This window comes from Pseudomonas sp. NPDC087817, from assembly GCF_044742875.1.
In the GTDB taxonomy this organism is placed as follows: domain Bacteria; phylum Pseudomonadota; class Gammaproteobacteria; order Pseudomonadales; family Pseudomonadaceae; genus Aquipseudomonas.
In genome coordinates this window covers 1-13,675 of sequence record NZ_JBIUVJ010000019.1, presented here as the reverse complement: position 1 = coordinate 13,675, position 13,675 = coordinate 1, and the positions used below count along the sequence as shown (strand labels likewise).

The 13,675-nt window shown below is 59.4% G+C and carries 15 protein-coding genes; all 15 read right to left on the bottom strand.

What is annotated here, in order from left to right; all coding sequences use genetic code 11:
- Nucleotides 1–35 precede the first annotated feature (35 nt).
- On the bottom strand, nucleotides 36–1,040 hold the full coding sequence (locus ACIONG_RS15015; RefSeq protein WP_103306692.1) for a substrate-binding domain-containing protein: 1,005 nt from the start codon (nucleotides 1,038–1,040) through the stop codon (nucleotides 36–38).
- A 136-nt stretch (nucleotides 1,041–1,176) separates the two neighbouring features.
- Nucleotides 1,177–1,995 (bottom strand): SDR family oxidoreductase, encoded by an 819-nt coding sequence (locus ACIONG_RS15010; RefSeq protein ID WP_401300564.1) that lies wholly within the window; start codon nucleotides 1,993–1,995, stop codon nucleotides 1,177–1,179.
- Between the two features lie 270 nt (nucleotides 1,996–2,265).
- Nucleotides 2,266–3,141, bottom strand: a complete 876-nt coding sequence (locus ACIONG_RS15005) for an SMP-30/gluconolactonase/LRE family protein (RefSeq protein WP_401300561.1) — start codon at nucleotides 3,139–3,141, stop codon at nucleotides 2,266–2,268.
- Between the two features lie 130 nt (nucleotides 3,142–3,271).
- Entirely contained in the window at nucleotides 3,272–3,988 is a 717-nt protein-coding gene (locus ACIONG_RS15000) for a FadR/GntR family transcriptional regulator (RefSeq protein WP_213026274.1), read from the bottom strand.
- Nucleotides 3,989–4,186: 198 nt separating this feature from the next.
- Nucleotides 4,187–4,747, bottom strand: coding sequence for a DUF1285 domain-containing protein (locus tag ACIONG_RS14995; RefSeq protein ID WP_401300558.1), 561 nt, complete (start codon nucleotides 4,745–4,747; stop codon nucleotides 4,187–4,189).
- Between the two features lie 15 nt (nucleotides 4,748–4,762).
- A complete protein-coding gene (locus ACIONG_RS14990) occupies nucleotides 4,763–5,368 on the bottom strand; it encodes a DUF4823 domain-containing protein (RefSeq protein ID WP_093435410.1) in 606 nt (201 codons plus the stop codon).
- A 262-nt stretch (nucleotides 5,369–5,630) separates the two neighbouring features.
- A complete protein-coding gene (locus tag ACIONG_RS14985) occupies nucleotides 5,631–6,599 on the bottom strand; it encodes a GTP 3',8-cyclase MoaA (RefSeq protein WP_103306697.1) in 969 nt (322 codons plus the stop codon).
- Between the two features lie 137 nt (nucleotides 6,600–6,736).
- Nucleotides 6,737–7,375, bottom strand: coding sequence for a TetR/AcrR family transcriptional regulator (locus ACIONG_RS14980; RefSeq protein ID WP_007908276.1), 639 nt, complete (start codon nucleotides 7,373–7,375; stop codon nucleotides 6,737–6,739).
- A gap of 340 nt (nucleotides 7,376–7,715) precedes the next feature.
- Nucleotides 7,716–8,501 (bottom strand): TatD family hydrolase, encoded by a 786-nt coding sequence (locus ACIONG_RS14975; protein WP_103306698.1) that lies wholly within the window; start codon nucleotides 8,499–8,501, stop codon nucleotides 7,716–7,718.
- A gap of 15 nt (nucleotides 8,502–8,516) precedes the next feature.
- Nucleotides 8,517–8,873: a PilZ domain-containing protein gene (locus tag ACIONG_RS14970; RefSeq protein WP_103306699.1), complete on the bottom strand. Its 357-nt coding sequence runs from the start codon at nucleotides 8,871–8,873 to the stop codon at nucleotides 8,517–8,519.
- A 42-nt stretch (nucleotides 8,874–8,915) separates the two neighbouring features.
- On the bottom strand, nucleotides 8,916–9,899 hold the full coding sequence (locus ACIONG_RS14965) for a DNA polymerase III subunit delta' (protein ID WP_103306700.1): 984 nt from the start codon (nucleotides 9,897–9,899) through the stop codon (nucleotides 8,916–8,918).
- Entirely contained in the window at nucleotides 9,892–10,524 is a 633-nt protein-coding gene (tmk, locus tag ACIONG_RS14960; protein ID WP_103306701.1) for a dTMP kinase, read from the bottom strand. Before tmk ends, ACIONG_RS14965 begins: the two co-directional genes overlap by 8 nt.
- Nucleotides 10,525–10,544: 20 nt before the next feature.
- A complete protein-coding gene (mltG, locus tag ACIONG_RS14955; RefSeq protein WP_401300551.1) occupies nucleotides 10,545–11,720 on the bottom strand; it encodes an endolytic transglycosylase MltG in 1,176 nt (391 codons plus the stop codon).
- A gap of 3 nt (nucleotides 11,721–11,723) precedes the next feature.
- A complete protein-coding gene (gene pabC, locus ACIONG_RS14950) occupies nucleotides 11,724–12,539 on the bottom strand; it encodes an aminodeoxychorismate lyase (RefSeq protein ID WP_401300548.1) in 816 nt (271 codons plus the stop codon).
- Nucleotides 12,539–13,675 (bottom strand): beta-ketoacyl-ACP synthase II (fabF, locus tag ACIONG_RS14945; RefSeq protein ID WP_401300545.1); only part of this gene is annotated, 1,137 nt, incomplete at its 5' end. The genes fabF and pabC, both read right to left, overlap by 1 nt.

Sequence of the window (13,675 nt, the reverse complement as noted above, 5' to 3'; positions counted from 1 at the left end):
GATCAGACGGCCCGGCTGTCCGGGCCGTTGCGACGTCAGTTCCACAAGCCGATTTTTTCCAGCTCTTGCTTGAAGTTCTCGCGGGTGATCAGGGTGACGTCGTCCATGGCCGTGTACTTCGGCGGTTCTTTGCCGGTGGTGACCCACTCGTACATCATCTCGGCGGTCTTGTAGCCTTCGATGTGCGGGCTCGGCAGCATCGAGCCAAAGAAACCGCTGTTAGGCTTCTTCAGTTCACCGATGGCGTCAGTGCCATTGATGCCGATGCCGATCACGTTGGTCGCGGCAAAACCGGCGGCTTCGGTGGCGCGCACGCCGCCGAGCACGGTGTTGTCGTTCATGCCGCCAATGATCAGGTTCTTCGCCGCACTCGGCAGTTTCACCAACGCCGAGTTGGTCGCGTCCATACTGCCCGGCACGTCGAGGGTTTTCAGTGCGGCGAACAGAATGTGGTCTTTCGGCATGCCGGCGTCTTCGAGGGATTTCACCGAGCCGTCGGTGCGCTTCTTGCCGGTGTCGAGTTCGTTGTAGGTGTTGACCACCGCATAGGTGTCTTTCCAGTCCCAGTTACGCTTCTTGGCTTCGGCGACCATCGCGTTGCCCTGCTTCTGGCCGACTTCGAACGCGGCCATGCCGAGGTACGGCACGTCTTCCATGAACTTGCCGTTGGCGTCGACGAAACGGTCATCGACGGCGATGACTTTGAGGTCATTGAGCTTGGCTTTGGCCATGATGGCCGGGCCGAGCGACACGTCCGGCGGGCAGATCACGAAGCCCTTGGCACCGTTGGCCGCGAGGCTGTCGATGGCCGAGAGGGTTTTCTCGCCGTCCGGTACAGCGATCTTGATCAGTTCAAAGCCCTTGTCCTTGGCGGCTTTCTCGGCGAAAGCCCATTCGGTCTGGAACCACGGCTCTTCCGCCTGCTTGACCAGAAAACCGATTTTCACGGTATCGGCAGCGAGCAGCGCACTGCTCAGGCTGAACGCGGTGACCGCCAGGGCGGCACTGCACAGGGTACGAATCCCGAAACGACGTTTCATAAGCTGACTCCTTGTTATTTTTTTTGAGCAATGTTTGAAAAGCGTTAAAGCAAGGTTCTGCAAAGCCTGTTGAAAATAGTCATATCGTATGATGATTGGATTTCAAGCGGATTTATCCGCATGGAAGCCGCAGTGTTCAGTCGTGGTACATCACCGAACGACCACCATCGATGGTGATACATGAAGCATTGATAAACGGCGCTTCGTCGCTAGCCAGAAACACTGCCGTCATCGCCACTTCCAGCGGCTGACCGATGCGTTTTGGCGGATGCAGATCAAAGGCGCGTTGGCGTTCGGCGTGCGGGTCGGCAAAGCCGTTCCAGTAATCGACGTTCAGTTGCGTTTCGATGTAGCCCGGGGCGATGGCGTTGACGCGAATGCCCTTGGCCGCATATTCGATGCCGAGTGCGCGGGTCAGTCCAAGCAAGCCGTGCTTGGCCACCGGATACGGGAAGCAACCGGGGATGATGTGGCTGGAATGGGTCGAGGCAATGTTGATGATGCTGCCGACGCCCTGCTCGATCATCTGCGGCAGCACCGCTTTGCAGCCGTACCAGGCGCCGTCGAGGTCGATGGCGAAGCAACGATGCCAGTCTTCTTCGGTCATTTGCAGTGGATCACGGAACACATTGACCCCGGCGCAGTTGACCAGCACGTCGATGCGGCCATGCAGCTCGACTGCACGTCTGGCCATGGCGTGAAGATCCTGCTGACGTGACACATCAGCCTTGAGTGCCTGCACGTCAAAGCCCTGTTCGCGCCATTGGGCGGCGACTTTCTCGACCTTTTCCGCCTGAATGTCGCTGATCACCAGTTTGGCTTGTTGCGAGGCGAAGGCTGCAACGATGGCTTCACCGATGCCTTGGGCAGCACCGGTCAACAGCACGACCTTGTTTTGCAGACGCTCACCCTTCGGCGGTGCGGGCACCCGCGGCAGGGAAAGAGGTTCAGCCATGGATCAGGACTCCTGTTCGCAAGCGCAAAAAAACCGGGCATCTGCCGATGTCCGGTCTGGAAGGCGTTTGAAACAAAACAGGCAGGCGTCGCTGACGGCATCGAACCGTTGCGAGACGCGGACTCCATTGGGGAGTGCGATAGACATTCGCTGCATCACTTCACCTGTTTTGTTCTTTTTAAGTGTGAGTGCGTGTTACTGCTGGAGCCGACTATAAACCCGACCACCAAATAATCTCAATATATAATTTTGCATCCCATATTTTGGGATTTATCCGACGAATCGCGTACAGAGTTTTCCGGCAACATCCACGCGCATCGACAGCACCGCGCCATCCAGTGGATGGTTGTGCGGACTCTTGGCGCTGGAGATGTACAGGGTTTTCAGGTCTTCACCGCCGAACACGCAACTGGTCGGGCGGCTGACTGGCAGATCGATCCTGCGGTCGACCTTGCCTTCAGGCGTCAGGCGCAGCAGGCAACTGCCGTCCCAACGGGCATTCCACACATAGCCTTCGGCATCAATCGCCGAACCGTCCGGGCCGCCCTGCTGATCCGGGCCGTACCAGACTTGTGCGGCATCGAGATTGCCGTCGGCGTGAATGAAGTAGCGATGGAGCGTGCCGTCGAGGCTGTCACCGAAAAGCAGCGTGGTGCCGTCGTCGCTCCACAGCAGCGTGTTGGGAATCCCCAGACCGCGCAGCAACGGCGTGACACGTTTATCGGGGTCGACACGGAACAATCCACCGGAACGGCGTGTGATCGGCAGATCTTCGCCCTGCTCGCCGATGTTGTTTTGCATGGTGCCGAGCCATAACCGGCCTTGCGCGTCGCAGCGAGCTTCGTTGGGACGATTGCCCGGTTGCGGATCGGCGACGCAGAACAGGGTCAGGCGCGGTTCGAGTCCAGGGGAGTCGAGATCGAGGCGGTAAACGCCACTGCTCAGGGTCACCAGCGCATCGCCACTGTTGCATGGAATGAACGCGGAAACATGCTCGGGCATTTGCCAGATCTGCACGTTCTGGCCGATCAGGCGCAGGGCCTGTTTACCGGCGATATCGACCCAGTACAGCGCTTGGGTTGGTGCGTCCCAGAATGGCCCTTCGCCAAGTTGGGCGCGGTGCTGGGTGACGGCGGTCCACGGCATATAACTGTCTCCATTTTTCTTGTTTTTACTGTAGGAGTGAGCCTGCTCACGATCGCGATGGATCAGTCGAAGCTGCTTTGCCTGATACGACGCTATCGCGATCGGGCTCACTCCCACAGGCGAATTTGCATTAACTGGCTTTTTTATCGGCCATGACTTTCGGGTAAAAACGTTTGATCGCCAGGTCGGCATTGTCGATCAAGGTCATGCAGGCCCACACGCCTCGCGCGGCATCCCGGGCGGCGATTGCATCGGCCATGTCTTTGTGGATCGGCAGGGTGCGGCGCAGTTCATCGGGATCGGCGGCAGAAACTTCGAACGACACCGCTAGCAACGCACCGAGGGCCGGGACCATTTGTTCGATGAACTGATTGTGGCTGGCGGCAAGGATGCATTCGTGGAAGGCCTGATCGGCGCGGTTGTAATCGATGCCGCTGTCGACGGCGCGCTCAAGGGCGTTGTAAGCCAGTTGCACCGCTTCAATCTGTTCCAGCGTCGCGCGCTCACAAGCCCAGCGCACGGCCATCGGTTCAATGGTGCGACGCAGGTCGAGCAAGTCATCGACAAAATTTTCCGGTAAGCCATTACGTGACAGCCAACCGACGACTTGCGGATCGAACAGGTTCCAGCGCCGCACCGGCAACACGCGGGTGCCGACCTTCGGCCCGACTTCGAGCATGCCTTTGGCAACGAGAGTTTTGATCGCTTCGCGAATGACCGTGCGGCTGACGCCAAGCTGCTCGCCCAGATCGGCCTCGACCTTGATGGTCTGGCCCGGTTTGACCTGCCCGGCGGCAATCCAGCTGCCGAGCCAGTCGACCGTTGAGGCATGAAAGCTGCTGGACATGGATACCTCAAAGCTGTTTGCGATGGGTCATCAAGCTAATCATCATACGAATAACAGTCAATCGGGATTTTCAGCTGAAACACAAACCCCCTGTAGGAGTGAGCCTGCTCGCGATAGCGGTAGATCAGTCGGTATTTATGGTGACTGATACACCGCTATCGCGAGCAGGCTCACTCCTACAGGGGGGTTGTGCGTTTGTCAGGGTTCGAGGCCGATGCGGAAGAACTCGCCGCCACTCCATACACCCAGCCAGCGCTGCCCATCGATTTCTCGACTGACTGCCAGTTCCACCAGTTGATAGAACACATTGCGGTGAATCAGCGCTTCGAGGTTAGTGCGTACATGCACGTAAGGCGCCGGCTCTTGCGTCGTCGGATCAATCTCTACCCGGATCGGGTGTTCGGACCCGGCCTCGGCAGTTTCATCAACGTTGGTGGTGAAGCGCAAAAGCTGCGCCTCACCCTCGCCTTCAACCTCGACGGCAATGGCCACAAACGGCGCATCGTCGACTTTGATCCCGACCTTCTCGACCGGGGTGATCAGGAAGTAATCATCGCCATCGCGGCGAATGATCGTCGAGAACAGCTTGACCATCGGCTTGCGCCCGATCGGCGTGCCCAGGTAATACCAGGTGCCGTCGCGGGCGATGCGCATGTCGATGTCGCCGCAGAAGTCCGGATTCCACAAGTGCACCGGCGGCAGGCCTTTGGTTTTGGGGATCTGTCCCAACAGGTCATTGGCTTTTGGCGGGCCACTCATGGCGTACTCCTTGAATTATTGGTCGCCGACTCCCAGCAGGCTGCGCGCGTATTGAGCCAGCGGCGGGCCGATCAGGTCTTCGGGCTTGTTGTCGTGGAACGTCAGTAAACCGCCACGACTCTTGATCCGTGCAGTATCAATCAAATACTGGGTGCTGGTCTCGATCAACATGATCTGAATCACGCCGCCATCGATACCGAGGCGATCCACAGCTTCCTCGTCGAGCCACTCATCGGAGTTGCCGATGCGGTCGTCAGCCTTGGCGAAACGCGTGTACAGCAGGTAGTGCGCACCGGCATCGCGAGCTTCGCCCATGGCCTGATCAAGGCCTTCCGGCGCACGGGCGCGGCGGACCATCGGGAAGTATTCGACGAAGCCCTTGAAGGCCTCTTCAGCCACCACGTTCGGTCGCGGATACGAACCACCCGGCGGTGCGAACGCGCCTTGGGCGATGTAGATAAACGAATCCGGTTGAATGCGGAAGTTGTTCACGCGGCGACTGTCGCTATGATCGAGCAGCCCCGCATCGCTCATCTGATAGCGAGTGCCTTCGGCCATATCGCTGACAGTCATACAGCCGCCAAGCGCCAAAACGGCCAGCAGCAAAACCAGGCTACGCATCCTATTCCTCCAGTGGCCGGTGACGGAAAACCGGCGAATGGCCGTTGGATGCAGCTTTTGCGCCAGTCCTTGAAAATGTGCAGGTATCAAATTTGAAATGACGCCCCAAAGGCCTGAAATGAAGCCTTTGTGGCGAGGGAGCTTGCTCCCGCTCGGCGGCGCAGCCGTCGTGATTTCGGTATCTATGGTGAGCCAGACAGAATCAGGAAGATGGTTTTGGGGTCGCTCCGCAACCCATCGGGGATAAATCCCCTCACCACAATCAGCCGCCGATGATCTTCATGACAGTCGCGCCGCCAGAGAACGCCACTTCCTGCTTGTCGCCCAAGGCTTTGACCAGCAGACGCTGGAGCGCCGGCAAAGCCTGATGACGCGGCTTGTCCAGCAGATCCCCGACATAGTGACGGTTGCTCGACGACAGGCAGCCATGCAGCCAACCGGTCGACGAAAGACGCAGTCGCGAGCAGGTCCGGCAGAACGGCACACTTTCGTTGGCGATCACACCGAAGTTGCCCAAACCGGGAATCGCGTAACGCACGGCGGTGGCGTCCACCGGGGCGTCGGTTTGCGCGTACTCATAGCGCTCGCCGATCAGCTCCAGCAATTGTTGCAGGCTGACGAACTGCTGCAGGAAAGCATTGGAGTCCTTGGCCAGATGGCCCATGCGCATCAGCTCGATGAAACGCAGCTCATAGCCACGCGCCAGACAGTAATCAAGCAGCGGCATCACCTGATCGAGGTTCTGCCCGCGCAACGGCACCATGTTGACCTTGATCTTCATCCCCGCCGCTGCCGCCTGGTCCATGCCATCGAGCACGGTGGCCAGATCGCCGCCACGGGCGATGCTGCGAAACGCATTGGCGTCGAGGGTATCGAGGGACACGTTGATCCGGCGCAAACCGGCATCGACCAGCAGCGGCAGTTTTTTCGCGAGGAGTTGACCGTTGGTGGTCAGGCTGATGTCGTCCAGACCCATCTTGCCGACGGCGGTCATGAACGATTCGAGTTTGGGGCTGACCAGTGGCTCGCCACCGGTAATGCGCAAACGCTCGATGCCAGCGGCTTCGATCAGATACGCCACGCCGCGCGCCATGGCCTCGGCCGACAGTTCATCCTGCGCAGCGACCAGCCGCTTGCCATTGGGCACGCAGTAGGTACACGCGTAATTGCAGGCTGAGGTCAGGCTGATGCGCAAATTGCGAAAACGCCTGCCTTGACGATCAACGATCATGATCACTCCGGCGATGGAAAATCGAGCGGCTAAAACTTGACTCAGAATTCAAGTTTTAGCAAGCCCTATGCCTGAGTATATTCCTGCGGTACTGCGCCATGTAGCGAAATCATGGCGCAATAAGGCCGCTGAATGATTCAGCTGCTCGGCGTTTCCGGATCACGCTTGCGCTTGTTGCCCATGCGCACGCCGATGTCCATCAAGAACTGGAAGAAACCTTCCTGATCTTCCAGCACGTTGCTCCAGAACGGCGAGTGATACAGCGCCACGGCGCCGTGCACCAGCGCCCAGGACGCGCAGTAGTGGAAGTACGGTGGAACATCTTCGAGCTTGCCTTCGCTGATGCGGCCCTTGATCAACAGGGTCAGGCGTTCGAAGTTCGAGGCACGGATCTTGTGCAGCTCCTCGACCATTTCCGGCACCTGATTGCCCTTGACCACCTTCTCTTCGAGGCGGTCGAACAGGCGATAGCGCTGCGGGTCGCGCATGCGGAATTCGAAGTAGGCACGGGACAGCGCTTCCTTGTCCTTATCGACATCGGCCGAATGCAGCAGCTCGTTCAAATCGCGCTCGTAATCGAGCATCAGGCGCAGATAGATCTCGGCCTTGGATTTGAAGTGCTTGTAGATCGTGCCTTTGCCGATACCCACGGCATCAGCAATCATCTCGACGGTGACACTGTCTTCACCTTGGTCGAGGAACAGCTTGAGCGCGGTATCGAGAATTTCTTGCTCGCGGCGACGAAACTCACGGACCTTACGAGGTTCTTTGTGCATAAGAAAAGGTCTGAAGGGTCAAAATTCGAAGCCGCGTATTATGCCTAACTTGCACAAAAATGCACGGATCATCCGACCATATCTGTGTTTCTTGTTCGTTTTGAGAACGTTTTGGGCGCAATGAGAACTCAACTGAAGCGAACGTATTCCAAATTTGTTTAAAAACCCCGACCGGCTAACTGGACTGCACGCCAGACTGATCAATACTTCAACTGTCGGGCGGCATCTCCCCCAAGTGCCGCGCCGATAAAGGTACCAAGGGACCGCGTGCCTTTGTTTTACTCCTAATGGTCTTAACCCGGATTCACCCCCCAGAACCCGGGTTTTTTTTGCCTGCGATTCAAGCTTTTACATGAGCCAACGGGAACAACCGCTTGAAGTTCTCGGTGGTCTGCTGGGCAAAACGCTCGTAGTTTTCCCCACGCAACATCGCCAGAAACTCCGCTACTTCACGTACGTACTGCGGCAGGTTGGGTTTGCCGCGATAAGGGATCGGCGCCAGATACGGCGAATCGGTTTCCACCAGCAGGCGATCCGCCGGGACCTTGCTCGCCACATCACGCAGCGCATCGGCATTGCGGAAAGTGACAATGCCCGACAGGGAAATGTAATAACCCATATCCAGCGCCGCCTTGGCCATGTCCCAGTCTTCCGTGAAGCAGTGCAGCACACCGGCCTGAGGCAAAGCCGCTTCACGCAGCAGTTCGAGGGTATCGGCACGGGCGCCACGGGTGTGGATGATCACCGGTTTGCCGGTCTGTTGCGCCGCTTGCAGGTGCAGACGAAAGGACTCCTGCTGCAGTTCGGCGGCTTCCGGTTCGTAGTGATAGTCCAGACCGGTTTCACCGATCGCCACCACTTTCGGGTGATTGAGTTCGTGCAGCAACCAGTCCAGTGCAGGGGCTGCGCCCGGCTGCACGTCCAGTGGATGCACGCCGACCGAGCAATCAACATCGGCATAACGCTCAGCCAGGGCTTTGACATCGGCGGCGTTGTCGGCGCTGACGCCGATGCACAGAAAGTGCCCTACTCCGCGCTGCCGGGCTGCATCGAGTGCGGCATCCAGCGAGCCGTCGTGGGCGGCGAGGTCGAGGCGATCAAGGTGACAATGGGAATCTACGAGCATAAAAAAGACTGCAACTTACATCGTATGAGTAGGACGGTCGGACTTGAGGGCTCCGGCCAGGTGGGTTTCGATGCGACTGCGGGCGGTGTTGTCGCCATCGTTGAACTGCACGCCGACACCCGCAGCGCGGTTACCTTGCGCACCTTTCGGGGTGATCCAGGCGACTTTGCCGGCCACCGGAATCTTCTCCGCCTCCTCCATGAGGTTCAGCAGCATGAACACCTCGTCGCCCAACTTGTAGCTCTTGTTGGTCGGGATGAACAGGCCACCGTTCTTGATGAACGGCATGTAAGCGGCGTAAAGCACCGACTTGTCCTTGATGGTCAGGGACAGAATGCCGTTGCGCGGCCCGGGGCTTATCGGTTCATTCATGTTGACCTCCACTGCTGATGTTCAGAGTCTAGGTACACATTCCTATCTTTGACCAGGCAATCCCGCCCATTGCACCAGCAATGCTTCCAGCAGCAGCGCCGGATTGAGGTTGGCCTTGCTCAGGACTTTCTGCCGCTGGGCGAGAATCCAGTCCTGAATCTCGAGGACTTTACCCTGCGCACTCTTCTGCGCCAGGTACTGCACGACTTTACGCATGTCAGTCAGACCGAGGCCAGCTTCGTCCTGAGTCAGTTGATAGCGCAGGATCAGGCTCGACCAGTCACAGAACCAGTCGAACAGCCGCAGCATCGGAATGCTCTTCCACTCCTCGGCCAGTTGCGTCGGCGACTGCTGCTGCTTGAGCAACTTCTTCACCCCTTCAACCACTTGCGCGCGCTGCTCGCGGACGCCCTGGGACTGAAGACTGACCGCCATCAACGGCGAACCGGCGGCCAGCGTCAGCAGTTCGACACGCTCCTCTTCGGAACAATCCGGCAGCGCCTGCGCCAGCCACTGCAGGCTCATCGCCTCACCCGGCAACGGACAGGCCTGCTGCACACAACGGCTCTTGATGGTCGGCAACAAACGGCTTGGCTGGTGGCTGACCAACAGCAGAACGGTATCGCCCGAAGGCTCTTCAAGGCTCTTGAGCAAGGCGTTGGCGGCGTTGATGTTCATCGACTCGACCGGCTCGATCAAGACCACTTTTCGCCCACCCAGTTGCGCGGTCTGCACCACGAAACTGACCAGATCGCGCACCTGATCGACCTTGATGGCCTTGTCGGCCTCTTCCGGTTCGAGGATGTAATTGTCCGGGTGGCTGCCGGCCTTGAGCAGCAGACAGGATTTGCACTCGCCGCATGCCTCGGGTGTCGGGCGCTGGCACAACAGGCTGGCCATCAGTCGCTCGGCCAGCGCGCGTTTACCAATTCCCGCCGGGCCGTGCATCAGATACGCGTGCGCGTGCTGGCTACGTCCGGCCAGTTGCTGCCAGAGACTGTCCTGCCATGGATAGGCCTCAGCCACGGGCCAGCTCCAGCAAGTTCGGGAGCAAGGTATCCAGCGATTGCTGAACCTTGACCAACGGCTGACCGGCATCGATGCGCACATAGCGCGCAGGATCGGCTTCAGCACGCCTGAGGAACGCACTGCGCACCGCTTCGAAAAATGCCCGGCCTTCCAGTTCGAAGCGGTCGAGGCGACCACGAGCACTGGCACGGGCCAGGCCGATTTCCACCGGCAGATCAAAAATCAGTGTGAGGTCCGGTCGCAGATCGCCCTGTACGAAGGCTTCCAGTGCGGCGATACGCTCCAGCGACAAACCACGGCCGCCGCCCTGATAGGCATAGGTCGAATCAGTGAAACGGTCGCAGAGTACGACAGCGCCACGGGCCAGTGCCGGACGAATCACTTCGGCCAGATGCTGGGCGCGTGCGGCGAATACCAGCAACAGCTCGGTGTCCGGGTTCATGACTTCGTCGGCCGGCGCCAGCAGCACGTCGCGAATGCGTTCGGCCAGCGGCGTGCCGCCGGGCTCGCGGGTCAGCACCACTTCGATACCAGCGGCGCGCAGGCGCTCGGCGAGATATTCGCGGTTGGTACTTTTGCCGGCGCCTTCCGGGCCTTCCAGGGTAATAAACAAGCCAGTCACAGGCAGTCCTTAATTCAAAGTCATTGCGCGTTTTGTGGAGCAGCGGCTTCCGGAGTCGGTGCAGACTCCTGCGGCGCAACCTGTGGCAGCGCTTCCGGCGCGGTGTCCGGGGATGCCGCGGGAATTGCTTCATCAGTCGCCGGAGCCGCTTCGGGCGTCGTGACCGGCGCCGGGCTGGAGCGGTAATCCGCACGTCGTTTGAGCTGGAATTCACGCACCGCACTGTTGTGCGCATCCAGATCATCCGAGAACACATGGCTACCGTCGCCGCGTGCGACAAAATACAGGCTGGTGCCTTCCACCGGGTTCAGCGCCGCGTGAATCGCTTCACGCCCGACCATCGCAATCGGCGTCGGCGGCAAACCGGGAATCACATAGGTGTTGTACGGGGTCGGCTCCTTGAGATGAGCGCGGGTCAGTTTGCCGGTGTAGCGATCGCCCAAACCGTAGATCACCGTCGGGTCAGTCTGCAACTGCATCCCCAGCGCCATGCGGCGCACGAAGACCCCGGCAATCTCGCCGCGCTCCTGTGGCACACCGGTTTCTTTCTCGACCAGCGAGGCCATGATCAGCGCTTGATAAGGTTCCTTGTAAGGCGCGTCGACGGAGCGTTTTTCCCACTCCTTGGCCAGCACCTCATCGAGACGATCGAAGGCCTTTTTCAGCAGCTCGGTATCGGAGACCCCGCGCACAAAGCGGTAGGTATCGGGGAAGAAGCGGCCTTCCGGGAACAGGCCCTTGTGGCCAATCTTCGCCATCACGTCGCTGTCGCTCAGACCATTGAGGGTCTGTTCGATTTTCTCGTCTTTCGCCAGCGCGGCGCGCACCTGATGGAAATTCCAGCCCTCGACCAGCGTCAGGCTGTACTGAACCACTTCGCCACGCTTCCACAAGTCGATCAGACCGTTAACGGTCATGCCCGGCTGCATGCGGTATTCGCCGGTATGAATCGGCGTACCGGCGAGATTGAAGCGCCAGTAAATCCGTAGCCAGAACGCGTCCTTGATGACGCCATCGGTTTCGAGCGAAAGGAATGTACGAGTCGGTGTAGAGCCTTTCGGCACATCCAGCAGCTCTTCCTGCGTGATGTTCAGAGGCTGTTCCAGTGCACTGTGAATCTTCCAGGCGCTGGCGCCCAACAGCAGCCCTGCCAGAACCAGTCCGGTTTCCAGCAGCAGCAAAAGTTTACGTCTCACAAATCAGGCATCCAGTAGGGCGCGGGCAATGGTTTGCAGTTTACGGGTGAGCGGGCCAACCGGCCAGCTCAGTGCAGCGTAGGCGCGTACCGGCCAGACGCCATACACGCTGTTACAGACGAAGACTTCATCGGCCCATTGCAGCTGTTCAAGGCTGATGTCGGCCATTTGAGTGGGGATAGCCAATGACTCGGCCTGAAACAATATTTCGGCACGCATCACCCCGGCCACGCCGCAGCGTTTCAGATCAGGGGTAATCAACACACCGTCACGCACCAGGAACAGATTGCTGAATACGCCTTCAATGACCCGACCGGCCTGATCGAGCATCAAGCCTTCGGCATGCTCGCTGTCCTGCCATTCGGCGCGGGCGAGAACCTGTTCAAGGCGATTGAGGTGTTTCAGCCCGGCGAGCAATGGCTGTTTGGACAAGCGCGTGTTGCACGGAAACAGGCGAATGCCTTGTTCAGCATGAACAGCGGGATAAACCACAGGCGGATTGCCTTGCAGAATACGTCGGGCCTGCGCCGCAGGATCGGGCGCATAACCACGCAGGCCGTCGCCACGGGTAAGGATGAGCTTGAGCACGCCCTCGCCCATCGCGGCCGCGTAGTTCAGCAGTTCATGGCGAATCAGCTCGATATCAGTCGTGATGGCCAGACGCGTACAGCCTTCAGCCAAACGTGTCAGGTGTCGATCCAGCAGCACTGGCTGACCGCAATGCACGGCGATGGTCTCGAACAGACCATCGCCGTAAGCCAGGCCGCGATCTTTCAGCGACAGAGCGTCAGCCGGTTGACCGTCGACCCAGCTGTCCATCAGCCCGCGAACCGGCGGAATGCCAAGGTACCGTTGGTACCGCCAAAACCGAAGGAGTTGGACAGCACGACATCGATGTCCATGTTGCGCGCCGTGTGCGGCACGAAATCGAGATCGCAGCCTTCGTCCGGCTCATCAAGGTTGATGGTCGGCGGTGCCACCTGGCTGTTGATCGCCAGCACACTGAAGATCGCCTCGACCGCGCCCGCCGCACCCAGCAGGTGACCGGTCATCGATTTGGTGGAGCTGACCGCCAGTTTGTAGGCGTGCTCACCGAACACCGACTTGATCGCGTTGGCTTCGGCAAGGTCGCCGGCCGGGGTCGAGGTGCCGTGGGCGTTGATGTATTGCACCTGATCAACGTTGATCTTCGCATCACGCAGCGCATTGGTGATGCAGCGTGCAGCACCGGCACCGTCGGCAGGAGGCGAGGTCATGTGGAACGCATCGCCACTGGTGCCGAAACCGATCAACTCGGCGTAGATGGTCGCACCGCGCGCTTTGGCGTGTTCAAGCTCTTCGAGCACCAGTGCCCCGGCGCCGTCGGACAGCACGAAACCGTCACGGCCCTTGTCCCATGGACGGCTGGCGCGGGTTGGCTCGTCGTTGCGTGTCGAAAGTGCACGGGAAGCACCAAAGCCGCCCATGCCCAGACCGCACGCGGCCATTTCGGCACCGCCGGCAATCATCACGTCGGCTTCGTCGTACATGATGTTGCGCGCCGCCATGCCGATGCAGTGCGTACCGGTGGTACACGCCGTGGCGATGGCGTAGTTAGGTCCCTGTGCCCCCAGGTGGATGGACAGGAAACCGGAAATCATATTGATGATCGAGCCTGGCACGAAGAATGGCGAGATTCGACGCGGGCCCGTCTCATGCAGAGTTCGGCTGGTTTCTTCGATGTTGGTCAGACCGCCGATCCCCGAACCCATGGCCACGCCAATGCGTTCACGGTTGGCGTCGGTGACTTCGAGTCCGGCATTGCGCACGGCTTGAAAGCCGGCGGCGAGGCCGTACTGAATGAACAGGTCGAGCTTGCGCGCTTCCTTGACCGACAGGTATTCCTCGACATTGAAGCCCTTTACCGAGCCGCCCCTGGGGGTGGAATAGGCAGACAGGTCGGGGTGTTCGATCAG